The organism is Gordonia gummivorans (genome assembly GCF_022513585.1).
Lineage (GTDB): Bacteria > Actinomycetota > Actinomycetes > Mycobacteriales > Mycobacteriaceae > Gordonia.
In genome coordinates, this window is sequence record NZ_JAKWBF010000002.1 from 13622 (window position 1) to 38030 (window position 24409).

Consider the following 24409-nt stretch of genomic DNA (forward strand, 5'->3'; position numbering starts at 1 on the left):
ACCGAGCCACCTCAGGCAGCGACCGAATCCTTCGGATCACCGCAGCCGCGCGCCCACCTTGTCGGTCGCCTCGGCGACGGCGGCAAGTTTGGCCGCGTTCGCCTCGTCCTCGGTCAGCGTTCGATCCTCGGCGCGGAAACGCAGCGCGAAGGTGAGCGACTTGTGCCCGACGCCGACCTGGTCACCGGTGAAGACGTCGAACAGTTCGATCGACTCGAGCAGTTCGCCTGCACCTGCGCGCAACGCGTCCTGAACCTGTGCGGCGGGCACCGTGTCGGCGACGACGACGGCCACATCCTGCAGGACCGCGGGGAACACGGACACGATCGGGGCCGGAAGCGCCGTGGTGATCGGGAGTGCGTCGACCTCGACCTCCACCGCACAGACCCGCGGCGGCAATCCGAGTCGTTCGAGTACGGCCGGATGCAGTTCTCCGGCGTGCCCGACGGTGACACCGTCGACCGTGATGCGGGCACACCGCCCCGGATGCCACGGGCGATGGTCGTCGGCAACGAGTTCGACGTGCACGTTCGCCGCCCGGCCGATCGTGCGCGCAGCCTCGAACGCGTCGAGGTAGTCGGCCTGCCGACCCGGCCCCCACGGCCCCGCAGGATCCCGCAGTCCGGTGAGCACCACGGCGACATGGAGCGGCTGGCGCGGCAGCGAGGCGTCGAGGGCCGCGATCTCGTCGTCGGTCGGTCGTCGCGTGACGTCCAGCGCGCCAACCACGGGCCCCTCTCCGCCGGCCAACATCACCTGTCCGACGGTGTAGAGGCCGAGATCGCGCTGGCCGCGGGCGATATTGCGCGATGCCATCTCCAGCAGGCCGGGCAGCAGCGTGGTGTTGAGCTCCGGGCGATCGGCCTCGAGCGGGTTGAGAACCTTGACGGTGCGACGACGCTGGTCGTCGGCGGGCAGATCCCAGGCGTCGAAGACACCCGCCGGCATGAAGGGATACGGCAGCACCTCGACATAGCCGTCGAGCGCCAGGGTGCGCCCGATGCTGCGGCGGCGGCGCTGCGCCGCGGTGAGCCCGGTGCCCGCCGGGGCGTTGGGCACCACGGCCGGAATCTGTTCGAGACCTTCGAGACGCAGCACCTCCTCGACCAGGTCGGCTCGCTGCCGCAGGTCCGGACGCCACGACGGGGGTTGAACATGCAGAGGGTCGGTGCCGGTGACCACACAGCCGACCTCGGTGAGCCGCGCCGCGGTGGTTCCCACCGGGTAAACGATGCCCGCGGTGCGGTCGGGTTCGTCTGCGGCGATGGTGATCGCCGGCGCAACCGCCACCTCGACGCGAGCTTCCGACAGCGGCGACGCGATCTGACCGCCGGCGATCTCGACGATCAAGGCGGCGGCCCGATCGGAGGCGGCGGCCGTGATCGAGGGGTCGACCGTGCGCTCGAACCGTTTGCTGGCCTCCGAGGTCAGCTTGTGGCGCTTACCGGTTCGGAAGACCCGCACCGGATCGAAGGTCGCCGACTCGAGCAGCACCGTCGTCGTGGCGTCCCCCACCTCGCTGGTGGCGCCGCCCATCACGCCGGCCAGCGCGATCGGACCGGTGTCGTCGGCGATCACCACGTCCTCGGGGTCGAGTACCCGGTCGACGCCGTCGAGGGTGGTCAGCTTCTCCCCCGGTCGCGCACCGCGCACGGTCACCGTGCCCGAGACACGGTCGGCGTCGAACGCATGCAGGGGCTGACCCAACTCGAGCATCACGTAGTTGGTGACGTCGACGATCGCGGAGATCGGACGCACACCTCCCACCAGCAGGCGCTTCTGCATCCACCACGGCGACACCGCATTCGCGTCGACACCGGTGATCACACGTGCGGTGTAGCGGGTGGCCTGGGAATCATCGTCGATCGCGACCGGCCACGGGGCGCCCTCACCCGTCACCACCGCGTCGTTGCCCTGTGCGGGGTCGACGAACGGCACACCGAAACTCCCGGCCAACTCACGGCCGAGGCCCCGGACCGAGAACGCATAGCCGCGGTCGGGGGTGACGTTGACGTCGATCGCCACATCGGACAGACCGAGCACCTCGTGCGCGTCGGCACCGGGTTCCGCGGTTCCGGGTGCGAGGACGAGGATTCCACTGTGGTCGTTGCCGATGCCCAACTCGGACACCGAACAGATCATGCCGTCCGACACCCGCCCGTAGGTCTTGCGCGCGGCGATCTCGAAACCGCCGGGCAGCACTGTCCCCGGCAGCGCCGCGACGATCAGATCGCCTTCAGCGAAGTTCCTTGCACCGCAGACGATCTCGCGCGGCTCGGCCTCACCCACGGCGACCGTGCAGAAGCGGATGGGCTTCTTGAACTCGGTCAGCTCTTCGATGGTCTCGACCCGCCCGACCACCAGCGGACCGGTGATCTCGGGGAAGGATTCGATGTCCTCGATCTCGAAGCCGACGCGAACGAAAGCGGCGTCGACCTCGGCGGCCGTGGCCGACCACTGCGGATCGCCCTGCCGGAGGACCTCGGTGTACCAGGACTGTGGTGCACGCACTGTTGTCTGCTTCTTTCTGGGTTGTTGCTCAGGCAGCTGGGCCGAACGGCAGCGTGAAGCGGATGTCGCCCTCGACCATGTTGCGCATGTCGTTGATGTCGTTGCGGAACTGCAGGGTTCGTTCCAGGCCCATCCCGAAGGCAAAGCCGGAATACACGTCGGGGTCGATACCGCTGGCGCGCAACACATTCGGGTTGACCATGCCGCAGCCGCCCCATTCCACCCAGCCCGGGCCGCCCTTCTTGGCCGGGAACCAGACGTCGACCTCGGCCGACGGTTCGGTGAACGGGAAGTAGCTCGCCCGCATGCGGGTGGTGGTCTCGGGGCCGAACAATGCCCGCGCGAACACCTCGAGGGTGCCGCGCAGGTTCGCCAGCGTCAGCCCCTTGTCGACGGCGAGACCCTCGATCTGGTGGAACACCGGCGTGTGTGTCGCATCGAGTTCGTCGGTGCGGAACGTGCGGCCCGGGCACGCGACGTAGATCGGCACCTCGCGACTCAGCATGGTGCGCACCTGGACGGGCGAGGTATGTGTGCGCAGCACCTGCCGCGACCCCTCAGGTCCTACGTAGAAGGTGTCCTGCATCGACCGCGCCGGATGATCCGGCAGGAAGTTGAGGGCGTCGAAGTTGTGGTGTTCGGTCTCGACCTCGGGTCCCTCGGCGATCTCCCAGCCCATCCCGACGAACACGTCGGCCACCTGTTCGGCGATCACCGTGATCGGGTGCCGTGCACCGGTTCGGCGGCGGTTGCTGGGCAGCGTGACATCGACCGTCTCTTCGACCAGGACCGCCGCGTCCCGCTCGGCGTGCAGCGCGGCCGTGCGGTCGTCGAGTGCGGCCGACACCCGTCCCCGCACCTCGTTGACGAGCTTCCCGCCGGCCGAACGTTCCTCTTTGGGGAGCGACCCGAGAGCGCGTCGGGCGAGCGCGATCGGCGACCGGTCACCCAGGTGTGCGGTCTTGGCCTCGGCCAGCGCATCCAGGTCGGCGGCCGCGGTGAACGCCGAAATAGCCGCGGTTGCGGCGTTCTCGAGTTCCTGCTGGTCCGGAAACACCGGTTGGTCGGCGGATGAAGCCACGGTCTGCTGCACTCCTCGTGTACGCGTATCGGTCGGTCACCTGGTGCGATGACCCCAGTCGAGAGTAGTCGACGGGTCCGAACGCACGGTCAACGGACCGGGGGCGCACGGTCGACGGATCACTTCCCGTAGCCGGCTCGCTTCAACGCGTCGGCCATGGCGCCCGACGGGGCAGGACGGGTCTCACGCCTGCGGTCACCGCCGGACTTGCCCGCTCCCACCTTCTTCGCCCCGGGATCGTTTCTGGACTTGGGGTCGTTCTTGCCAGTCGTTCTCCCAGTCGTATTGCCACTGCCCGAAGGTCGACGGTCCCGTCCGCCCCCGCCACCTCCACGGCCGCCTCCACCGCCACGACGGTTGTCGGCACCGCGGTTCTCGTCACGACCACCACGTCCGCCGTGCCCGCCCTGTCCGGCCGCCTCGTGATCGTCGTCGAGACGAAGTGAGAGACCGATGCGCTGGCGCGCCACGTCGACCTCCATCACCTTCACCTTGACGACGTCGCCCGACTTGACCACCTCTCGCGGATCGGAGACGAATCGATGCGCCATGGCAGAGACGTGCACCAGACCGTCCTGGTGCACACCGACATCCACGAACGCGCCGAAGGCCGCCACGTTGGTGACCTGACCTTCGAGAATCATGCCCGGACGCAGATCCGACACCTTCTCGATGCCGGCGGCGAACGTCGCGGTGGTGAATTCCGGTCGGGGGTCGCGGCCGGGTTTGTCGAGTTCGGCGATGATGTCGATCACGGTCGGTCGGCCGACGGTGTCGTCGACGAAGTCGTCCGGACGCAGCCGCGTGAGGGTCGCGGTGTCGCCGATGAGAGTCGACACATCGGTTCCCACCCGTTCGACGATCCGCGCGACCACCGGATACGACTCGGGATGCACGCTCGACGCGTCGAGCGGATCGTCGCCACCGGGGATACGCAGGAACCCGGCGCACTGCTCGAACGCCTTGGGGCCGAGCCGTGGAACCTTGCTGAGTTCGGTACGACGCCGGAACGCGCCGTGAGCATCACGGTGCGCGACAAGGGATTCCGCCAGACCGGTGGTGATCCCCGACACCCGTGCGAGCAGCGGCACCGACGCCGTGTTCACGTCGACACCGACGGCGTTCACCGCATCCTCGACCACCGCTCCCAGCGAGCGGGCCAGCAGGGCCTCGGAGATGTCGTGCTGGTACTGCCCGACGCCGATCGACTTCGGGTCGATCTTGACGAGTTCGGCCAGTGGATCCTGCAGCCGACGCGCAATCGACACTGCACCACGCAGCGAGACGTCGAGGTCGGGCAGTTCTTTCGACGCGTAGGCCGACGCCGAGTACACCGAGGCGCCCGCCTCGGACACGACGACACTGATCGGCGGCGCGCTGCCCGCCGCCTTGATCGCGGCGAGCAGTTCGCCGGCGAGTGCGTCGGTCTCCCGGGACGCGGTTCCGTTGCCGATCGCGATCAGCTCGACCCCGTGCCGGGCGACCAGCGCACCGAGAACCGCGAGCGCACCGGACCGATCGCGGCGAGGCTCGTGCGGGTAGATGGTGGCGGTCTCGACCACCTTGCCGGTGGCGTTGACCACCGCCACTTTCACGCCGGTGCGCAGCCCGGGGTCAAGCCCCATAGTCGTGCGGGCACCCGCCGGTGCCGCGAGAAGCAGATCGCGCAGGTTGGTCGCGAACACGCCCACCGCGTCGGCCTCGGCGGCCTGCCGCATCCGCATCCTGATGTCGAGGGAGAGCCCGACGAACAGTTTGGTCCGCCAGGCCCAGCGGACGGTGTCGAGCAGCCAGCGGTCGGCGGCGCGTCCGTGATCGGCGATGTCGAAACGTGCCGCGATCAGCCGTTCGTAGTGCGTCGGACCGGTGGGGCGGCCGGCGGCGTCGGTCTCGGCGTCCGGATCGGGATCGAGCGTCACCGACAGCACGTCCTCGCGTTCACCACGCAGCACGGCGAGCACTCGGTGCGACGGCAGTGACGTGAACGGCTCGGAGAAATCGAAGTAGTCGGAGAACTTGGCGCCCGCCGATTCCTTGCCGTCGCGGACCGCGGTGCGCAGCACTCCGCGCTGCCACATCGCCTCGCGCAGTTCGCCGACCAGATCGGCATCCTCGGCGAAGGTCTCCACGATGATGGCGCGCGCCCCGTCGAGTTGTTCGGTGGTGTAACCGGCCGGGTCGGTGGCGGCGTCGGCGAGCAGGGCATCGGCCACCGGCTGATGACCGGCCTCCCGCGCGATCTGTGCCTTGGTGCGCCGCTTCGGCTTGTACGGGAGGTAGATGTCCTCGAGTCGCGCCTTGGTGTCCGCGGCGGCAATCCGCGCGTCGAGTTCGGCGTCGAGCTTCCCCTGCCCTGCAATGGATTCCCGCACCGCGGCGCGTCGCTGCTCGAGCTCACGCAGATACTCCAACCGCTCGTCGAGCGTACGGAGGGCCACGTCGTCGAGCCCGCCGGTCGCCTCCTTGCGATAGCGCGCGACGAACGGCACGGTGGCGCCACCGTCGAGCAGGTCCACAGCCGAACGCACCTGGCCCACGCCGACACCGAGTTCGGTGGCGATGGCCGAGGTGATGCGCGCGTTCACCGCCTCGGGCGACGGTTGGGTGATCGGGCTGGGTTCGGTGGTCGCGGCCGATGCGGAGGCTTGTGGTTCAGACACGAGAGGCGACCCTACCGGGTGATCCCGACAGTGTTGCGCAGCGTTGTCCCGACGCGTCAGCCACGGGCGTGTGCGCGGGCACTCTCGTACAGGCAGATCGCCGCTGTCGCAGCGATGTTCAGACTCTCGGCCCGACCCCGGATCGGAATGGAAACACGATGGTCGGCGGCGTCCTGGACCTGCACGGGAAGTCCGTGAGCCTCGTTTCCGAACAGCCAGGCAGTCGGCTGGGCCAGCAGCGCATCCGCGTCGTCGAGGACGACCTCACCGTCGGCCGCGGTGGCGAGAATGGTGATGCCGGCCGCGCGAATGGTCTCGAGAGCGTCGAGTGTCGCGCGCTCACGCACGATCGGCAGGTGAAAGACGCTGCCGGCGCTCGATCGCACACACTTGCCGTTGTGCGGGTCGACCGCGTCGCCGAGCAGCACGACGGCGTCGGCACCCATCGCGTCGGCACAGCGGATCAGCGTTCCCGCATTACCCGGCTCTCTGGGTTCGACGGCGATCGCCAGCAGTCGCGGCTCCCGCGAGAGGACCTCGGCCAGGGAGGTGTCGAGCAACGTGCACACGGCGAAGAGGCCGGGCGGCGTCTCGGTGTCGGAGAGTTTCGCGGCCGCTCGTGCGGTGACGGCGACCACCGGGATGTGGTGACCACGCGCCGCGGCGATGATCTCCTGGAATCGGTGCTCGTCATCTTCGGCGACCAGCACCACTTCGGCGCGGTGCGTGCGCAGTGCGGCGTCGACGGAGTTGGCGCCCTCGACGAGGAAGCGTCCTTCGGCGCGACGCACCGACGCGCGCAGGAGCTTCGCATACGACACGACCCGCGACGAGCGGTCGGACAACACTTCCGTCATGGAATCCATTGTCCCCGCTGCGTCACGGGTCGGTTGTCGCTCGGAACCTGAATCAGGCAGCCGGAGCGTTCACGTCGGCGGGGAGCGCCTTGCGGGCAACCTCGACCAGACCGGTGAAGGCCTCCGGGTCGGTGACCGCGATGTCGGCGAGAACCTTGCGGTCCACCTCGACACCGGCGGCCTTCAGGCCCTGGATGAAGCGGTTGTAGGTGATGTCGTTGGCGCGGGCCGCGGCGTTGATACGCGCGATCCACAGCTTGCGGAACTCACCCTTGCGGGCGCGACGGTCCCGGTAGGCGTAGGTCATCGAGTGGAGCTGCTGCTCCTTGGCCTTGCGGTACAGACGCGAACGCTGTCCGCGGTAGCCCTTGGATGCCTCGAGCGTCGAACGACGCTTCTTCTGGGCGTTGACGGCCCTTTTCACGCGTGCCATGTGTCAGATCCTTCAGTCGTCAGTGGGTGACCCGGGTGCGGTCGGCGTACGGCGCCCGGGAGGGCAATCAGCGGTTGAGCAGCCGCTTGATGCGCGGGGTGTCGTTCTCGCTCACCACGGCGACACCGTCGAGACGACGGGTGCGGCGAGAGGACTTGTGCTCCAGCAGGTGGCGACGGTTGGCCTTCTGGCGCACGATCTTTCCGCTACCGGTGACCTTGAATCGCTTCGCGGTTCCCTTGTGGGTTTTGCTCTTGGGCATGTTCTTCCTTCATTCGGGCGAATCGCACCGCCGGACCGGTGCGGGTCCGGTGCTGCGATTCGCGTGTCGTTCGGTCGGTGCCCGCGGTCATCCGCGGGTGGCCGACCCAGCTCTTTCTCGGCTCAGGCCTGGTCGCTCGCGGCGGCCTCGCGGCCACCCGATCGTTCCTTGGTCTGCTGTGCCTTCGCGCGGGTCTTCGCTCCCTTGTGCGGGGCGAGAACCATGGTCATGTTGCGGCCGTCCTGCTTCGCTGAGGTCTCGACGAACCCGTAGTCGGCGACGTCGTTGCCGAGTCGCTGCAACAGTCGGTAGCCGAGTTCGGGACGGGACTGCTCGCGACCGCGGAACATGATGGTCACCTTCACCTTGGAACCCGCCTCGAGGAACCGGATGACGTGACCCTTCTTGGTCTCGTAATCGTGGTCGTCGATCTTGGGCCGGAGCTTCTGCTCCTTGATGACGGTCATCTGCTGATTGCGGCGCGATTCGCGTTGCTTCTGGGCAGCTTCGTACTTGAACTTGCCGTAGTCCATGATCTTGCACACCGGCGGGCGCGCGTCGGGCGCTACCTCCACCAGGTCCAGATCGGCTTCTTCGGCCAGGCGGAGCGCATTTTCAACACGCACGATGCCCACCTGCTCACCGTTGGGTCCGACAAGACGGACCTCGGGTACGCGGATGCGCTCGTTGATGCGGGTCTCAGTGCTGATGGGGCCTCCTTGATCAGGTTTATATGTCGGTGGCCGCCGCGATCATCACTGGGCGCAACTGGCGCGCCGCTCTCAGCAGAAGAGCCCCGCGGTGAGTGATCACCGGCAGGGCTCCGTTACCGACCGATTCACCGACTTACGTCGATCGCCGAACCGCAGGCAGCACCACATGGGTGACACGTGCGACCTGTCGGCGTGAACCGGGACCGTGCAACTGCGAGGATTCGCGTCGCGACGGTGGGAGCGGAACTCCACTTGCGACCCCGGGCAATACCGGGGCGGTCGTGCTATGGGAGTCTATCAGCCATGACCGGAAACACCTATTCGCCGTCGGACTCCCCCGCTGGTGAGGGGGCTCCCGGCGGCGAAATGACGGATTTCGATCCAGCCGAATCGAGCATCCCGACAGCGGAATCAGGGAACGTGCGCGACCTCGCCGATATTCCCGCGATCGAGGTCATCACCAAGGCGATCGTGATGCTGATGAGCTCGTCGGCCGAGAAGCTCGGTCTCGCCGAAGGCGCCGGCGACGAGGACGTCGACCTCGATGAGGCGCGACGCCTGATCACCGCGCTGGCCGGATTGGTCGACGCGTCGAAGGCTGATCTCGGCATCCACGCCGCACCGATTCGCGACGGCCTCAAACAGCTCCAGCTCGCCTTCCGGGAGGCCAGCGCCTACCCGGACGAGCCCGGCGAGGGGCCTGGCGAGAAATTCACCGGACCAGTGCGCGACAGACGCCGCTGACCCGGTTCGAATCGCCGTACGCTGGGTGCATGAGCACTCCGGGCGCACCCGATCAGGATCCGATCGTCGTCGACGGCGAAGTCGTCGGCGAACCGTCGCCGGGCAGGTCCCCGGCGACGACGGGTGACGTATTCATCCCGCCGCTCCCCGACCCCGACTACACCGACGCCGGGGTCCCGACCTTCGACTTTGTCCGCGACAAGATCGAGAAGCGGATCGGCACCGCGATCGGGTCACAGGAGCTCGCCGAGGAGACACCGGAAGGCCAACAGGCCGACGAGATGATGCGCAAACGCGACGAGGCGGCCAAGAAGCGGCTCGACGAGATCCGCAAGTCGATGGGTTCCTGAATCCGCTCGCGATTCTCCCGTTTGCGCAAAGCATCGCGAGCCGATGGGAGACACGCGAGCGTCTGCGTCGCCTACCCGGCCGACGCCACCGTCGCGTCGACGTCGAGGATCTCGCCGAGGAACTTGCCGGTGTAGCTCTCGGGCACCGTGACCACATCTTCCGGTGTGCCCTCGGCGATCACGGTCCCGCCGCCGCTGCCGCCCTCGGGACCCATGTCGATGATCCAGTCGGCGGTCTTGATGACGTCGAGGTTGTGTTCGATGACGATCACCGTGTTGCCCTTGTCGACCAGCCCGTTGATCACCCCGAGGAGCTTCTTGATGTCTTCGAAGTGCAGGCCGGTGGTCGGTTCGTCGAGGATATAGACGGTGCGGCCGGTCGAGCGCTTCTGCAGTTCCGCAGCGAGCTTCACACGTTGGGCCTCGCCGCCGGAGAGCGTCGGCGCCGGCTGTCCGAGACGGACGTAACCCAGGCCGACGTCGACCAGCGTCTTGAGGTACCGGTGGATCGACGTCACCGGCTCGAAGAACTCGGAAGCCTCCTCGATGGGCATGTCGAGAACCTCGGAGATCGTCTTGCCCTTGTAGTGCACCTCCAGGGTTTCCCGGTTGTAACGGGCGCCGTGGCAGACCTCGCACGGCACGTACACGTCGGGCAGGAAGTTCATCTCGATCTTGATGGTGCCCTCGCCCGCGCACGCCTCGCAGCGGCCGCCCTTGACGTTGAACGAGAACCGGCCCGGCTGGTAGCCACGCACCTTGGCCTCGGTGGTCGCCGCGAACAAGGTGCGGATCTTGTCGAAGACGCCGGTGTAGGTCGCGGGATTCGACCGCGGAGTACGACCGATGGGCGACTGGTCGACCTGCACAAGTTTGTCCAGCTGTTCGAGACCCTTGACCCGGGTGTGCCGTCCGGGCACCTGCCGGGCACCGTTGAGCTTGTTGGCCAGCACCGTCGCCAAAATGTCGTTGACCAGCGTCGACTTCCCCGAGCCCGACACTCCGGTGACCGCGGTCAGCACGCCGAGCGGGAACTCGACGTCGATGCCGCGCAGGTTGTGTTCGCGCGCCCCGACGACGGTCAGCTGCTTCTTGCGTGAGATCGGTCGGCGGATCGCCGGCACCGGCAGTTCGTCGCGCCCGGAGAGGTAGGCACCGGTCAGCGAGCGGCGGTTCTTCAGCAAGTCCTTGTAACTGCCGCTGTGCACGACCTCGCCGCCGTGTTCACCGGCGCGTGGCCCGATGTCGACGATCCAGTCGGCCGCCCTGATGGTGTCTTCGTCGTGCTCGACGACGATCAGCGTGTTGCCGAGGTCGCGGAGGCGGGTGAGGGTGTCGATCAGCCGGCGGTTGTCGCGCTGATGCAGACCGATGGAGGGTTCGTCGAGGACGTACAGCACGCCCGCGAGTCCCGAGCCGATCTGCGTCGCGAGCCGGATGCGCTGCGCCTCGCCGCCGGACAGCGACCCCGCCGCACGGGACAACGACAGGTACTCCAGCCCGACGTCGAGCAGGAAGGTGATCCGCGCCTGCACCTCCTTGAGGACGCGGCCGGCGATCGCGGCCTGACGTTCGTCGAGTTCGAGGCCGTTGAGGTAGTCGGCGCATTCGGCGACCGAGAGCGCGCACACCTCGGCGATCGAGCGCGGTCCGTACGTCGGGTGATCCAGCGTGACCGCAAGAATTTCGGGGCGCAGACGCGCGCCGTGACAGGCCGGACACGGTACATCCCGCATGTAGCCCTCGTACCGATCCTTCATCTGCTCGGAATCGGTCTGCTCCATCCGCCGGCTCAGGAACGCCATCACACCTTCGAATTCGGTGTAATACGAACGGGTCCGGCCGTAGCGGTTGCGGAATTTGACGTGCACCTGGTGGTCACTGCCATTGAGGATCGCGCGACGGGCCTTGATCGGAAGTTTGCGCCACGGGGTGTCGACGTCGAAGCCCATCTGGTCTGCGAGCCCGGAGATCAGACGCAGGAAGTAGTCGGCATTGTGCCCGCCCGACCACGGTGCGATTGCACCGTCGGCCGGCGACAGGTCCGGGTCGGGGACCACGAGGTCCTCGTCGACCTCCTTGCGCACACCGAGTCCGTCGCACTCTGGGCACGCGCCGTACGGCGAGTTGAACGAGAACGACCGCGGCTCGAGGTCGTCGATGGCGATCGGGTGCCCGTTGGGGCAGGCCATCCGCTCGGAGAAGCGACGCTCACGGTGCGGGTCGGCCTCGTCGAGATCGACGAAGTCCAGCACCACGATACCGTCGGCCAGACGCAATCCGGTCTCGACCGAATCGGTCATACGCTGCTTGGCGGAGGCTTTCACCACGAGGCGGTCGACGACGACCTCGATGTCGTGCTTCTCCTGTTTCTTGAGCTTCGGTGGATCGCTGAGCTGATAGATGATCCCGTCGATGCGGGCGCGGGCGAATCCCTGCGTCTGCAACTCGGCGAACAGGTCCACGAACTCGCCCTTGCGGGTACGCACCACCGGCGCGAGAACCTGGAACTTTGTGCCCTGCTCCATGTCGAGGATCTGGTCGACGATCTGCTGCGGTGTCTGTTTGGCGATGAGTTCCCCGCACACCGGGCAGTGCGCACGACCGGCGCGTGCGTAGAGCAGTCGCAGGTAGTCGTACACCTCGGTGATGGTGCCGACCGTCGACCGCGGATTGCGGTTGGTCGACTTCTGATCGATGGACACCGCGGGCGACAGACCCTCGATGAAGTCGACGTCCGGCTTGTCCATCTGCCCCAGGAACTGACGCGCGTACGCCGACAACGACTCGACGTAGCGGCGCTGCCCCTCGGCAAAGATCGTGTCGAAGGCCAACGACGACTTACCCGAGCCGGACAGTCCGGTGAAGACGATGAGACTGTCCCGCGGGAGGTCCACATCGATGCCGCGCAAGTTGTGTTCGCGCGCACCACGGACGATCAGACGATCAACCACTGCTGTCCTAACGTTCATTCTCGATGTCGGTCCCACCCGGCGAGGGCTGCCACAACGGGCGTGACCGGCAGGTTCGTGCGCGCACGACGCACGCGCTCGCACAGTATCGGCAGCCACCGACAAGTTCGGGCGCAGCAGTTCCCACGGACGCTTTCCGCCGGGTGCGCACAGGTATCGGGGCCAGTCATCCACGATACTCGCGACCTGCGCGGGCGCCGATCTCCCGAGCGCGCAGGCCGGAGTTGCCGCCACAATCGGCACCCACTCCTAGAGTGGTCTGCATGACAGCAGCAGCCCCCATCTCCGACACCTATACCGGCGACCTGTCCGAGTCGAAGACCCCACAACGCCGGACGCTGAACTCGGCGACCATCGTCAAACTCTCTGTCGGCCCGATGGACAACAACGTCTACGTGGTGACCTCGCGCGCGACCGGTGACCAGCTGATCATCGACGCTGCCAACGACGGCGACACCATCGCCGCCCTACTCGAGCAGCTACCCGGCACTCCCGCGCTCATCTTCACGACACACCAGCATTTCGACCATTGGCAGGCGCTCGAGCAGGTCGCCGAAGCCACCGGTGTACCCACCGCGGCCGGACGCCTCGACGCAGCCGAACTACCTGTGACGCCGGACCGCCTCATCGACGACGGCGACGTAGTCACCGTCGGCGATCTCTCGTTCGACGCGATCCATCTCGTCGGTCACACCCCCGGATCGATCGCGCTCGCCCTCACCGACGGCGACACCGTGCACTTGTTCACGGGAGACTCACTTTTTCCCGGCGGCGTCGGAAAAACATGGCAACCCGGTGACTTCGACACCCTCATCGACGACGTCAGCACCAAGATCTTCGACCGCTACCCCGACTCCACCGTCGTCTATCCCGGACATGGCAAAGACACGACGCTGGGCGCCGAACGCGGCTCACTGCCGGAGTGGCGCGAGCGGGGCTGGTGAATCGGCCGGCACTCGCGACAGCTGGAGTCGATTGGGAGAAGGCGAGTGCTGCAGCACTCGCTTTCTCCACTTCGACTCCAGTTCTGGCCGAACCAACAACTCGCAAAGTCCGACTACAGAAAGGGGAGGCGCGCCCACGCGTGGCCTGCTTGTCTGTAGTGACCCGGTGGCCGCAAAGAGCGACCCGCGTTAGACCCCGACACGACAGGCCAGCCATGAAGCGCATCAGCACAATAGTTCTCGCCACCGTCACGGTTGGCGCCGCCATCGTCACCGGCACTGCCCACGCGGCCCCAGCGTCAGTGCAGCGCGAAGACGGACCGTGCTATCCCTACGAGACGGAGTCTGCGGACGGCAAGCTGTACTGCTCGCATGAGAACGGGGTGTGGACCAGCAAGGCGCTATCCACCGCACCAAAGGTGTCGGTCGGCTCCCCTTGCCCCAAGCTGGGAGCTCGAGCCAGGGCACGCGAGAACCACGGCATCGTCGAATGTCAGCAGACCGAGCAAGGGCTCCGGTGGAGGAATATTCGATGAAGAAGGCAGTCACGGGGCTCGCTCTTACAGCAGCCGCCATCGGACTACTCGGAGCGGCCGGAGAAGCGGGCGCGAAACCATCGTCGGTGCAGCGTGAGGGCGGTCCTTGTTACGACCACGAGCGCGGCATGGACTCCGCCGACGGCAAGCTCTATTGCTCTGCCGTCGGAATGGGTAACCACTGGACGACCAAGAAGACTCACTGGCCGACGATCACGACATCGCAACTGAACACACCGTGCCCCAAGCTCGGCGCGCGTGCGCGCGTCTACGCAACCGACGGCGTCGCGATATGCCTCCAGACACCCCAGGGCCTGCGCTGGCGATGGTAGGAGTTCCACGCCTGCGACGACCGTCCTCCTCGCACGCCACTCACCAGCGATCCGGACGGCCCGCTGCGACGAACAGGTAGCGTGGACAAAGCCAAGAAGTGCGCACCAGCAGGAATTCGAACAACACAACCCCGACACCAGAAGGTCGTGACCGAATGATCCTCCGCCGTATCGCCCGCCCGATGCTCGCCTCCGTCTTCGTCTACGCCGGGGTCGATTCGATTCGCAATCCGGAACGCCGCGCCAAGGTTGCGCAGGGCTTTGTCGAACAGGCCGTCGACAAGCTGCCCAACGAGACGACGGAGAAGGTCCCGACCGATCCCGAGACCCTGGTGCGGATCAACGGGGCGGTTCAGGTGGGCAGTGGCCTGTTGCTCGCCACCGGGAAGTTCCCGCGTGTCGCGTCGACCGTGCTCGCGGGCAGTCTGGTCCCGACCACCGTCGCCGGCCACGCATTCTGGGCGGAGACCGACCCTGCCGTGCGCGCGCAGCAGCGCACCCAGTTCCTCAAGAACGTCAGCCTGCTGGGCGGACTCCTGATCGCTGCCGCCGACACCGAGGGCAAGCCGTCGCTCGCATGGCGCGGCAAGCGCAAGGCCAGTGCCGCAGGTGACGCGATCACCGCGGCGCTGCCCATCGGCGCCGCGGCAGGCGCCACCACCTGGGAGTCGTTGCGCGAACGCACGCAGGACGGTGCTGAGGTTCTCGGTGAGCGTTCGTCGGAAGCGGGCGAATACCTCAAAGAAGGGGCGCATCTGCTGTCGGAGCGGTCAGCGGAGGCCGCGGCGAAGTTCCGCGAACACGCACCCGAACTCGCCGAGACTGCGCGCGAACGGTCCGCAGAGTTCGCCGAGAAGGCATCGGGAGCCGCAGCTGAGGTGGCCGAGCTGATCCGTGACCGGGCACCCGAGGTCGCCGACGCCGCACGCGAGAAGTCGACCGGGTTCGCACGCTTCGCCCGCAAGCGCGGCCCCGAGATCGCCGACGCAGCACGTGGGCGTTCCGCGGAACTGGCCGAGGTGGCCAAGGGCCGGTCGGCCGAACTCGCCGACACCGCACGCGACAAGGCCCCGCAGATCGCCGAGACCGTCAAGTCGCGCAGTGCCGACCTGGCCGAGACCGCCCGCGACAAGGCGCCGCAACTCGCCGAGACTGCCAAGGCGCGTAGCGCGGACCTCGCCGACGCCGCACGCGAGCTCTCGACCGAGCTCGCCGAGTCGGCACGGGCATTTGCCGAGGCGGCGGGCGACACCGCAAGCCACACCGCCGACGAGGGCCGCCGCCGCTGGCGCAAGGCCCGCAGCTGAAGGCAGCGCACACCTGACGACGCCACCAAACAACCCGGACGCGGTGCACCCACCCCACCAATACCCGTGGGTGCCCGCGTCCGCTGTCGCTACCCCGCTGCACCGACCGTCTCGCGTCGGCGGAGTACTCGTGGTCGCCATCGGCTCCAACGCATCGTCGAGTGTGATGAGGGTCAAACTCGGACACAGCGTCGAGCTATTCGCTCTCGAGGTGGGTAACCTCGCGGTCGGCCATTCGGCACATGTGTCGAGGCGCGGCTACGTTCCGGCCACCCCGATCACATCGCCCGGCGCGTCGCTGACCACGATGGCCGCGTGGCTGCACGCCGACGAACTGGCCACCCTGGACGAGACCGAACCCAACTACGATCGATTGACAGTGACCACGCACGACCACCCTTTGAACCCACCCGTCGCTGAGTCCTTCGCGCTCTACGTGTCCCGGCATGGCGCGCTCGGCGACCCGGCCGGCCGACCTCTGTCCTTCGGCACACAGCAGGACGTCTTCGACTGGCTTCACGGACGTCTGCACAGTCCCGTGCTGCGTGGCCGCGCGGAGCAGGTCTGCTGTCGGCTCGCCGAGCCCACGGTCGCCGCCCGCGTCGCCGACGACATTCGGACCCACGGACTGGCTTTCCCCGCCTGGCCAACGACCGCCGCTGTCCCGCACGGAGGTGAAGCATGACGGCCGTGCCCCCGGACGCCGACCCCCGACTCGACGAGGAACAAGAACACCTCGACCGCGTCTACGGCCGATTGGACCGCATGCGGACCACCACGCGCAATCGCCTGTCGACCACGCTGAGCGAATCCGGCGGGACGCCGCAAGCCCGGTCCGAACGCGAGTCCTACGAACGCATGTACACCGAGGATCTCGCCAAATTCGATGCGGCCGAACATAATCTGTACTTCGGTCGGCTCGATCTCGACGATGGCGAGATTAGGCGCATCGGACGTATCGGGGTCCTCGACGACGGCGTCCGCGACAATGGCGACCGCGACGAGGAGGCAGCCGACTCCACTCTGCTGCTCGACTGGCGCGCGCCGCTCTCGCGACCCTTCTATCTCGCCACGCCTGCCGCTCCGGAGGACGTCGCGCGCCGCAGGCATGTCCGTACCCGGAGCCGAAAGGTACGCGGCGTCAGCGACGAATACCTCACCGGCGACCAGGCGAACTTCGACGATGTGGGCAACGGTGACGTGGTCAACGAGTCGGCGCTGGTCGCAGCGCTCAACGTGGCCCGCACCGGCGAGATGACCGACATCGTCGAGACGATCCAGCGCGAACAGGACCTCATCATCCGGTCCACGCACCGTGGCGTCACCGTCATCCAGGGCGGACCGGGCACGGGCAAGACTGCAGTGGCGCTGCATCGCGCGGCGTACCTGCTGTACACGCACCGAGAACTGTTGGCGCGCAGCGGAATCCTGATCGTCGGACCCAACGACGACTTCCTCACCTATATCGGGCAGGTCCTTCCGTCGCTGGGTGAATCGGGAGTGTTGCTCTCGACCGTCGGGAACCTCTTCCCCGGCGTTCATGCCGCAGCCACCGACACTCGAGAAACCGCTGTGGTCAAGGGAAATCTGAGCATGGTGGACGTGCTCAAACGCGCGGTCCGCGCCCAGCAATCGCTGCCCGGCCGACCCATCGATGTCGATTTCGACGGCTATCAAGTGCAAATCGACTCGGCTCTGATCAAGAGCGCACGCGGCAAGGCGCGCAGCACCCGTCGTCCGCACAACCTCGCGCAGCGTGCGTTCCTCCGCGCGGCATTCGACGAACTCGCCGTCCGACATGCCAACACCATCGGTTCCAGCCTGCTCGACGGCTCACAACTGCTGAGCTCCACCGACATTGCCGACATCCGCGACGATATGAGCCGTGACCCGGACATCCGCGCCGAGCTTGCACGATTCTGGCCGGCCTTGACGCCGCAGGATCTACTGCGCGAGTTCCTCACCGACCCGGCAGCCATCCGCAAGGCGACCCCCGGCTGGTCGGCCGAGGACCGCTCAGCACTGGAGCGGCCAGTCGGCACACAGTCGTCCGACGGCGCCGACTTCTCCCCGGCCGACGTCCCGCTCCTCGATGAGCTCGCCGAACTGGTCGGCTACGGAACCGACGACGCAGAACGCGCCGAACGCCAACGCTGGCGTCGACAACTGGCCGAGGCGCAGGACGCCCTGGACATTCTGACCGGCTCCGCCCCACAGGACATCGAAGACGAACTCGACCCCGAGATCCTGATGGCCTACGACCTGATCGACGCCGAACAGCTGGCGGCCCGACAGACCGAGATACGACGCGCCACCACGGCTGAACGCGCCTACGAGGATCGCACCTGGACCTTCGGGCACGTCATCATCGACGAAGCGCAGGAGCTGTCGGCGATGGCGTGGCGAATGATCATGCGCCGCATACCGAATCGCTGGATGACGATCATCGGTGACACCGCGCAGACCAGCGACGAAGCGGGCACCCGATCCTGGCGGGAGGTCCTCCAACCGTATGTTGCCAATCGCTGGCAGCTCCGCGAGCTGACGGTCAACTACCGCACCCCCGACGAGATCATGCGCTACGCCATTCGCGTGCTCGATCGCATCGGCGGTTCGGAAACTGCGCCGACATCGCTGCGCAGCAACGGAATTGCACCCGTCGCTGTGCCAACCGACGACATCGGGGCGGCCGTCGTCGAAGTGTCGAAGGAACAGTACAGCGGGCTCACCGCCGTTCTCGTACCCGAATCCCTGGAAGCCACAGTCTCGTCGGCCCTCGCCAACGCCGGTCTCGACGACCCGCCGCGCGTGTTCACGGTCCGCACCGCCAAGGGACTCGAGTTCGACACCACCATCGTCGTCGAACCAGCCGCGATCATCGCCGAATCCGGGAACGACGTCCGGTACGGATACAGCGACCTCTACGTCGCCCTGACCCGCGCCACCCAGCGATTGATCGTCGTACACACCGAACCGCTCCCCGACGAACTCGCCGAGCTGCCGGTCGCGGACACGACAACCCCGAGCAACCGCTGACTACGTCCCCACCGCTCCCTGAGGTGCGAGGAGCCCTGGCGACGAGCCTCGAAGGGCCTGGCGAGGTTTCGTCACCAGGCCTTCGAGGCTCGTCGCTTGCGCTCCTCACACCTCAGGCAGCGGGGTGCATGCCCGGGTCTCGCTACGCATCAACCGCCCGCAACTGGGCCAACGCCTCCTCGAGTTCGACGACGTCTGCGTACTTCGCCCGTAGGTCAAGGAGATTCGCCTGATGGATGGCCGGTTCCCGGTCACCACACGCATCGGCGACGACAAGCGGGCGGAACCCGTGCTGCATCGCGTCGGTGGCACTGGCCCGCACGCACCCGCTGGTGCTCAGCCCGCAAATGTAGAGCGTGTCGATACCCGACGCAGTCAGCGACGCGGCCAACGATGTTCCGAAGAACGCACTCGCGTACTGCTTGGTGACGACAATCTCACCGGATTCGGGCCGCGGATCGTCGACGAAGTCGGCCAGCGGCGACCCCTCCTCGAAAACCTTGAGCGACGGAATCTTTCGCATGAACAATCCGCCGTCGGCACCGCCACGCTGATAGACGACCCGGGTGAACACCACCGGCACCGCGCACGCCCGGGCCGTCGCCACCAGCTCCGCACACGCCGCGATCGCATCCTCGGCCGGAGCCCGAAGCGGCGATGAGTCGTCGAGGTACGCACGTGCGACGTCGATGACGAGAACCGCAGCGCTGCGCCCGGGGCCGAGATCGCCCGCGAATCCCGACTCCCGGTACGACGCGAGGATGTCGTTCACGCCCCGACGGCTTTGCGGACGTTCACGGGTGGGCGGGGTGGCTGCAAACCGGTCTCGGCCTCGCAGTTGGCCAAGATCTCCGCGATCTCCGGACCCTTGTCGAAGACCGCCAGTTCCCCTCGGCCCGAGCGGATCTCGTCACGCAGCGCGGTCGTGGCCACCGCGTCGAAAACACCGTCGTCACTGCACACGACCCCGTATCCCGCGCGCGCCCCGGCCGCGCTCACCAGTTTCCGGCTGACCTCCAGCGCGACGAGTTCGGCGTCACGCTCGAGCGGGTCGCCCCAGCCGCCGCCGCCCCAGGTGACGAAGTGCAGGACGTCGCCCCGACCGACCGGGACGTCGTGGATCTTGCTCGGCAGGACCTCGACCTCACCGGAGGCCCGCTGAATCCACTTCCGCCCGCGCGCACCGGGTTTGCCACCGTTGACACCCCACGGGTAGGTGAGCCAGCGGTCGTCGTGGATGGCGATGGTGCCGGGTTCCTCGAAGTGATACGCCACGTCGACACCGTTGCCGCCACGATGCAGACCCGCGCCGCCGGTGTCGCTGATGGTCTCCCAACGCTCAACTCGCAGTGGGTAGTACGACTCCAAGTACTCACACGAGATGTTGACGAAGGACGGCCACAACGAGTGCCCGTCCGGCCCGTCGCCCATCGGACGGCCCGGAATCCCACCAAATCCGATGGAGTACAACTGGAACCACTCGCCGTCGCGTGGCCCGCCGTCGTAGTGACCGGAGTACATGAAGTGCGGCGAGGATGAAAAGCCGGCCGCGTTGAGGATCTCCGGGTTGTTCTTGCCGAGCAATCCGCCGAAGAGGTCGAAGACACGACCGATGCCATGGTTGCGACCGTTGAGCGCGGCCGGGAACCGCGGTTTCCAGAACGAGTCCTCCGGTATCGTCACGTCGATCAGCGGATAGAAGCCGTCGTTCCAGAGGATCTGCGGATCGGCGACCGTGATCACGTAGATCCCGAAGAACATCCGGACCAGGTTCTCGTTGATGAAGTAGTTCACCGGCCCCACCGCCTGCGGCGCGGCCTCCGAGAAATCGAGTTGGATCTTCTCCCCGTTGCGAGTCAGCTTGATGGTGAGTTCGTAGGGGCCGTAACCACATCCGTCGTCGCAGATGAAGTCGCTGAACTCGATGGTCTCGAAACCTCCGGTTGCACATAGCTGTTGGCCACCGTTGTCAAGGTGCGCTCGTACTCCCGCATCTCCGGCAGGACGTGGCTGGAGATCGACACCGGAATTCCCGGCAGTTCCTCGGCCGCCCAGGCCGCGACCTGACGCTCGTGCGCGTCGTTGGCGTACGAGTTGATCAGTGAGATGGTCACGGCCTCGATGTCGGCTTCGGCGAGACCACGGAGGGCCGACCGTGCCTGCTCTTCGTCGAGCGGCGTCACCTCGCTGCCGTCGGCCGCAATCCGACCGACAACCTCGATGGTGTGCTCGAGCTTCGCCAACGGCTCGGGCTTGGGCCAGATGATCCAACCTGCGAGACCCCCTGGCACAAAGGATCTCGCGATCTGCAGCACCTGCCGGAAGCCGTCGGTGGTCACCAATCCGACGCGCGCGCCACGACCCTGCAGGATGGCGTTGGTGGCCACGGTGGTCCCGTGCAGGACCTGGCCCACCGCAGCGAGCTCGATCCCCGCCTCCTCGCACACCTTGGTCACTCCGTTGAGTACTCCGACCGATTGGTCCGCCGGTGTCGACGGGGTTTTTGCGCGATAGGTGGTCCCGGTGGTCTCCTCGAGAAGCAAGACGTCGGTGAAGGTACCGCCGACGTCGACGCCGAGTCGGTAGCTCATGGTGATCTCCAAGCTGTTGGGGGGTTGTGTGTGACAGATGCTGTGCGGCAAGCATATTGGGGGTTAGATGATGCCGCGTTCGGTGAGGTCGGCGAGCGCCTGATCGTCGACGCCGAGTAGGTCGTGATAGATGTCTGCGTTGTGCTCACCCAGTTGGGGTCCGGCATGCCGAACCGATCCGGGTGTCTCGCTCAGTTTCGGGAAAACGCCGTGCATGGGGATCTCCCCAAAATCGGGGTGCGCCAACCGCACAATCGCGTCCCGTGCCGCAAAATGCGGATCGGCGAACATGTCCCGTGCCGTGTAGATGCGGCCGGCCGGCACACCTGCCTCGTGCAGGATCGCCAGGAGTTCCTCGGTTCCGTGATCGCGGGTCCAGTCGGCGATCACGTCGTCGAGTTCGACCATGTTCTCACCGCGCGACGCATGATCGCGGTAGCGCGGATTGGTGATCAGATCGTCGCGTCCCATCGCTGTCGCAAGTCGCGCGAAGACCGTGTCCTGATTCGCGGCGACCAGGATCATCTCGTCACCCTTCGTCGGGTACACGTTGCTCGGCGCGATGTTCGGCAGTACGGATCCGGTCCGTTCACGCTGGTAGCCGCCGATCTCCCATTCCGGCAAGAGCGACTCCATCATGCCCAGGACCGCCTCGTAGATCGCCGAATACACGAGTTGTCCACGCCCGGACCGCTCGCGCTGATGGATGGCGGCCAGCACGCCGACGGTGGCGAAGACCGCCGCGAGTGAGTCGCCGATCGAGATCCCGCTGCGCGATGGCGGCATGCCGGCATCGCCTGTCACATAACGGATTCCGCCCATCGCCTCACCGATCGACCCGAAGCCTGCACGCGACGAGTAGGGGCCCGACTGTCCGTAGCCACTGACGCGCGCCATGATCAGGCCGGGGTTGTCCTTGCGGAGTTCATCGAAGCCGAGGCCCCAACGCTCGAGCGTGCCCGGCCGGAAGTTCTCGACAACGATGTCGGCCTCGGCGATGATGCGGCGGGCCAACTGCTGCCCCTCGGGGTCACGCAGATTGCAGGTGACCGACTTCTTGTTGCGCGCCACGACCGGCCACCACAGCGACCTTCCGTGCGGCTTCTCCCGTCCCCACTGACGCATCGGGTCCCCCGAACCCGGCGGTTCGAGCTTGATCACCTCGGCACCGAAGTCGCCGAGCAGCTGACCACAGAACGGGCCGGCAAGTAGCTGACCCATCTCGACCACCCGCAGATCCGACAGCGGACCCGACGTCGATCCGGCCGTCGCATCGACTGCGGTCGCAGCAGCAGCGTTCATCTGGCATTCCTCATTCCTGTTGTCCACCAACGCAGATCAGACAGCGGTGTCCGATCGGGCATCGGCGTGGTCGGCTGCCGCCTGGTCGGCGGCGTGCGCTTGCAATAGGACGTTCTCGGCCGCGCGCACATGCGCGCGCATGACCGCGTCGGCCCAGACGTCGTCGCGGGCCCGAAGTGCCGCCACGAGATCACGATGGTGGGCGTGACTGCGCGTGAGATCGGCCGGGGCGTAGCGGTGGAAGGTACGCATCACGAGCGGGAGGGAGATGACCGAAGCCAGCATCGACACCAGCCGCGGGCTCGCAGCGGCGGACCGGACGACGGCATGGAAATCGTCGTTGAGTTGTGCGAGCAGATCCAGATCGGCCTCGGGGAGGGTCGCCGCTTCCATCCGCGAGCACAAGGCATCCAGGCGATCGAGTTCATCGGGGCCGATGCGCCGCGCCGCCCGCGCGGCGGCCAACGCCTCGAGCGACATCCGCAGTTCGTAGATCTCCTCGAGGTCGGCCGCGGTCCACGTGCACACCCGGGCGCCCCGGTGCGGCAGCACCTCGACCAGCCCTTCCATCTCGAGCTGACGAAGCGCCTCCCGGACGGGGGTGCGGCTCGTGCTGGTCAATTCGGCGATCTCCACCTCGCCCAACCGCGAGCCCGGCGCATACGTGCCGTCGACGATGGCGTCCCGGATGTGGCCGTACACGCGGTCAACTGCCCTTGTCATCGGACTCCATTCGCCCCACTCCCTCACCATTGATTGTTCACAATCTAGCGGGCCCTGACCGATATGTCCGCCGAATCGCGTCAAATTTCGATCAACCATTGGCTCATTGCATACAATCTCGGATAGTGCGAGGATGAGGCATGGCATCGGTACAGCTCGTCGAGGTCGGTCCGCGTGACGGACTGCAGAACGAACAGAAACTGCTCACGGTCGACGAGAAGGTCGAGTTGATCAACCGCGCGGTCGAGGCCGGCGTACGCCGCATCGAGGCCGTCAGCTTCGTCAATCCCAAGCGTGTACCGCAGATGGCCGGCGCCGAAGATGTGATGGCTGCCGTGCCCCGAGACCGGGCCGACGTTTCCTATATCGGACTTGTTCTCAATCGTCGCGGTCTGGACCGCGCGGTCGAGGCCGGGGTCGACGAGGTCAACGCGGTTGTGGTGTCCACCGAGGAGTTCAGCAGGCGAAATCAGGGATGCAGCGTCGCCGAAGGTATTTCAGCGGCAGCCGATGTGGTGCGCGATGCGCGCGCCGCGGGTCTGGCCACCACCGTGACCATCGCGACCGCGTTCGGATGCCCGTTCTCCGGGGAGGTCGATCCCACGTGGATCGGACAAATCGTGTCCGAACTGGTGGACGCCGGCGCCCCCGACGAGATCGCGCAGGCGGACACGATCGGAGTGGGCGTGCCCGCACAGGTTCGCGCACTTGCCAGGATCACCGCCGAACGGGCTCCTGGGATTCCACAGCGGTGGCACTTCCACAACACACGAAATACCGGCTACGCCAACGCCCTCACCGCATTGGAAACAGGTGCAACGGCCCTTGACGCCAGCATCGGCGGCTTCGGCGGCTGTCCGTTCGCTCCCGCGGCCACGGGCAACATCGCGTCCGAGGATCTGCTGTACGCCCTCGATCGGACGGATGTGTCCACGGGCGTCGACATGACGGGACTCGTCACGGCAGCCGAATGGCTCGGCAAGACGTTGGACAAGGCGGTCCCGGCGCTACTCGGTCGCGCCGGAGGATTTCCGACGCGACCGTGACGTGCAAAT

Annotated in this window: 21 protein-coding genes; 8 read left to right on the top strand and 13 right to left on the bottom strand. The window is 66.8% G+C overall.

The genetic code is table 11. The annotated features are described in order from the left end of the window. Positions 1-36 precede the first annotated feature (36 nt). The 7 genes from pheT to infC all read right to left on the bottom strand — a co-directional run bounded on the left by pheT (position 37) and on the right by infC (position 8514). Complete coding sequence (gene pheT, locus MKW15_RS01920) at positions 37-2511, bottom strand: phenylalanine--tRNA ligase subunit beta (RefSeq protein WP_240855614.1); 2475 nt, start codon at positions 2509-2511, stop codon at positions 37-39. Between the two features lie 28 nt (positions 2512-2539). Beyond that, positions 2540-3592 carry a phenylalanine--tRNA ligase subunit alpha gene (gene pheS / locus MKW15_RS01925; protein WP_240855622.1) on the bottom strand — a complete coding sequence of 351 codons (1053 nt, stop codon included), beginning with the start codon at positions 3590-3592 and terminating at the stop codon, positions 2540-2542. A 119-nt stretch (positions 3593-3711) separates the two neighbouring features. Continuing rightward, the gene (locus tag MKW15_RS01930) at positions 3712-6201 is read right to left on the bottom strand and encodes a Tex family protein (protein ID WP_240856019.1); all 2490 of its coding nucleotides are present in this window, start codon (positions 6199-6201) and stop codon (positions 3712-3714) included. Positions 6202-6308: 107 nt separating this feature from the next. Further along, the gene (locus tag MKW15_RS01935; protein ID WP_240855625.1) at positions 6309-7109 is read right to left on the bottom strand and encodes a TrmH family RNA methyltransferase; all 801 of its coding nucleotides are present in this window, start codon (positions 7107-7109) and stop codon (positions 6309-6311) included. Positions 7110-7161: 52 nt separating this feature from the next. Further along, complete coding sequence (gene rplT / locus MKW15_RS01940) at positions 7162-7542, bottom strand: 50S ribosomal protein L20 (RefSeq protein ID WP_005178731.1); 381 nt, start codon at positions 7540-7542, stop codon at positions 7162-7164. Between the two features lie 67 nt (positions 7543-7609). Beyond that, entirely contained in the window at positions 7610-7804 is a 195-nt protein-coding gene (gene rpmI / locus MKW15_RS01945) for a 50S ribosomal protein L35 (RefSeq protein WP_240855627.1), read from the bottom strand. A gap of 122 nt (positions 7805-7926) precedes the next feature. Then, positions 7927-8514 (bottom strand): translation initiation factor IF-3, encoded by a 588-nt coding sequence (gene infC / locus MKW15_RS01950; RefSeq protein ID WP_240856024.1) that lies wholly within the window; start codon positions 8512-8514, stop codon positions 7927-7929. Between the two features lie 306 nt (positions 8515-8820). Between infC and MKW15_RS01955 the strand changes: the two genes are divergently transcribed. Further along, on the top strand, positions 8821-9261 hold the full coding sequence (locus tag MKW15_RS01955) for a DUF1844 domain-containing protein (protein ID WP_240855629.1): 441 nt from the start codon (positions 8821-8823) through the stop codon (positions 9259-9261). A 29-nt stretch (positions 9262-9290) separates the two neighbouring features. Continuing rightward, positions 9291-9611 (top strand): PspA domain-containing protein, encoded by a 321-nt coding sequence (locus MKW15_RS01960; protein WP_240855631.1) that lies wholly within the window; start codon positions 9291-9293, stop codon positions 9609-9611. A 71-nt stretch (positions 9612-9682) separates the two neighbouring features. On the opposite strand, the gene uvrA is transcribed toward MKW15_RS01960, so the two are convergent. Further along, positions 9683-12565, bottom strand: a complete 2883-nt coding sequence (gene uvrA, locus MKW15_RS01965) for an excinuclease ABC subunit UvrA (RefSeq protein ID WP_240855636.1) — start codon at positions 12563-12565, stop codon at positions 9683-9685. 281 nt (positions 12566-12846) lie between these two features. Between uvrA and MKW15_RS01970 the strand changes: the two genes are divergently transcribed. The 5 genes from MKW15_RS01970 (at position 12847) to MKW15_RS01990 (ending at position 18738) form a co-directional block, all read left to right on the top strand. Next, complete coding sequence (locus MKW15_RS01970) at positions 12847-13527, top strand: MBL fold metallo-hydrolase (protein WP_240855637.1); 681 nt, start codon at positions 12847-12849, stop codon at positions 13525-13527. 532 nt (positions 13528-14059) lie between these two features. Then, positions 14060-14395 carry a hypothetical protein gene (locus MKW15_RS01975; RefSeq protein ID WP_240855638.1) on the top strand — a complete coding sequence of 112 codons (336 nt, stop codon included), beginning with the start codon at positions 14060-14062 and terminating at the stop codon, positions 14393-14395. Between the two features lie 155 nt (positions 14396-14550). Then, a complete protein-coding gene (locus tag MKW15_RS01980) occupies positions 14551-15702 on the top strand; it encodes a DoxX family protein (RefSeq protein WP_240855639.1) in 1152 nt (383 codons plus the stop codon). 166 nt (positions 15703-15868) lie between these two features. Next, on the top strand, positions 15869-16387 hold the full coding sequence (locus MKW15_RS01985; RefSeq protein ID WP_240855640.1) for a hypothetical protein: 519 nt from the start codon (positions 15869-15871) through the stop codon (positions 16385-16387). Next, a complete protein-coding gene (locus MKW15_RS01990; RefSeq protein WP_240855641.1) occupies positions 16384-18738 on the top strand; it encodes a HelD family protein in 2355 nt (784 codons plus the stop codon). Before MKW15_RS01985 ends, MKW15_RS01990 begins: the two co-directional genes overlap by 4 nt. Before the next feature lie 142 nt (positions 18739-18880). On the opposite strand, the gene MKW15_RS01995 is transcribed toward MKW15_RS01990, so the two are convergent. The 5 genes from MKW15_RS01995 to MKW15_RS02015 form a co-directional block, all read right to left on the bottom strand. Further along, a complete protein-coding gene (locus tag MKW15_RS01995; protein ID WP_240855643.1) occupies positions 18881-19510 on the bottom strand; it encodes an isochorismatase family protein in 630 nt (209 codons plus the stop codon). After that, positions 19507-20664, bottom strand: a complete 1158-nt coding sequence (locus tag MKW15_RS02000; protein ID WP_240856025.1) for a hydantoinase B/oxoprolinase family protein — start codon at positions 20662-20664, stop codon at positions 19507-19509. The genes MKW15_RS01995 and MKW15_RS02000 overlap by 4 nt, the downstream gene beginning before the upstream one ends. Further along, positions 20595-21329 (bottom strand): hydantoinase/oxoprolinase N-terminal domain-containing protein, encoded by a 735-nt coding sequence (locus MKW15_RS02005; RefSeq protein WP_240855645.1) that lies wholly within the window; start codon positions 21327-21329, stop codon positions 20595-20597. Before MKW15_RS02005 ends, MKW15_RS02000 begins: the two co-directional genes overlap by 70 nt. Before the next feature lie 63 nt (positions 21330-21392). Beyond that, entirely contained in the window at positions 21393-22631 is a 1239-nt protein-coding gene (locus tag MKW15_RS02010; RefSeq protein WP_240855646.1) for a CaiB/BaiF CoA transferase family protein, read from the bottom strand. Positions 22632-22667: 36 nt separating this feature from the next. Then, the gene (locus MKW15_RS02015) at positions 22668-23354 is read right to left on the bottom strand and encodes a GntR family transcriptional regulator (RefSeq protein ID WP_240855648.1); all 687 of its coding nucleotides are present in this window, start codon (positions 23352-23354) and stop codon (positions 22668-22670) included. A gap of 140 nt (positions 23355-23494) precedes the next feature. Between MKW15_RS02015 and MKW15_RS02020 the strand changes: the two genes are divergently transcribed. After that, the gene (locus MKW15_RS02020) at positions 23495-24400 is read left to right on the top strand and encodes a hydroxymethylglutaryl-CoA lyase (protein WP_240855650.1); all 906 of its coding nucleotides are present in this window, start codon (positions 23495-23497) and stop codon (positions 24398-24400) included. Positions 24401-24409 lie beyond the last annotated feature (9 nt).

What these genes read in the sequence shown, in the direction of transcription:
- MKW15_RS01960 (WP_240855631.1), top strand. Translation starts at nt 9,291, where the DNA reads ATGAGCACTCCGGGCGCACCCGATCAGGATCCGATCGTCGTCGACGGC.
- MKW15_RS01975 (WP_240855638.1), top strand. Translation starts at nt 14,060, where the DNA reads ATGAAGAAGGCAGTCACGGGGCTCGCTCTTACAGCAGCCGCCATCGGA.
- MKW15_RS01970 (WP_240855637.1), top strand. Translation starts at nt 12,847, where the DNA reads ATGACAGCAGCAGCCCCCATCTCCGACACCTATACCGGCGACCTGTCC.
- MKW15_RS01955 (WP_240855629.1), top strand. Translation starts at nt 8,821, where the DNA reads ATGACCGGAAACACCTATTCGCCGTCGGACTCCCCCGCTGGTGAGGGG.
- rpmI (WP_240855627.1), bottom strand. Translation starts at nt 7,804, where the DNA reads ATGCCCAAGAGCAAAACCCACAAGGGAACCGCGAAGCGATTCAAGGTC.
- MKW15_RS01985 (WP_240855640.1), top strand. Translation starts at nt 15,869, where the DNA reads ATGAGGGTCAAACTCGGACACAGCGTCGAGCTATTCGCTCTCGAGGTG.
- MKW15_RS01935 (WP_240855625.1), bottom strand. Translation starts at nt 7,109, where the DNA reads ATGACGGAAGTGTTGTCCGACCGCTCGTCGCGGGTCGTGTCGTATGCG.
- rplT (WP_005178731.1), bottom strand. Translation starts at nt 7,542, where the DNA reads ATGGCACGCGTGAAAAGGGCCGTCAACGCCCAGAAGAAGCGTCGTTCG.
- MKW15_RS02015 (WP_240855648.1), bottom strand. Translation starts at nt 23,354, where the DNA reads ATGACAAGGGCAGTTGACCGCGTGTACGGCCACATCCGGGACGCCATC.
- MKW15_RS01980 (WP_240855639.1), top strand. Translation starts at nt 14,551, where the DNA reads ATGATCCTCCGCCGTATCGCCCGCCCGATGCTCGCCTCCGTCTTCGTC.
- MKW15_RS02020 (WP_240855650.1), top strand. Translation starts at nt 23,495, where the DNA reads ATGGCATCGGTACAGCTCGTCGAGGTCGGTCCGCGTGACGGACTGCAG.
- MKW15_RS02005 (WP_240855645.1), bottom strand. Translation starts at nt 21,329, where the DNA reads ATGAGCTACCGACTCGGCGTCGACGTCGGCGGTACCTTCACCGACGTC.
- MKW15_RS02010 (WP_240855646.1), bottom strand. Translation starts at nt 22,631, where the DNA reads ATGAACGCTGCTGCTGCGACCGCAGTCGATGCGACGGCCGGATCGACG.
- MKW15_RS01990 (WP_240855641.1), top strand. Translation starts at nt 16,384, where the DNA reads ATGACGGCCGTGCCCCCGGACGCCGACCCCCGACTCGACGAGGAACAA.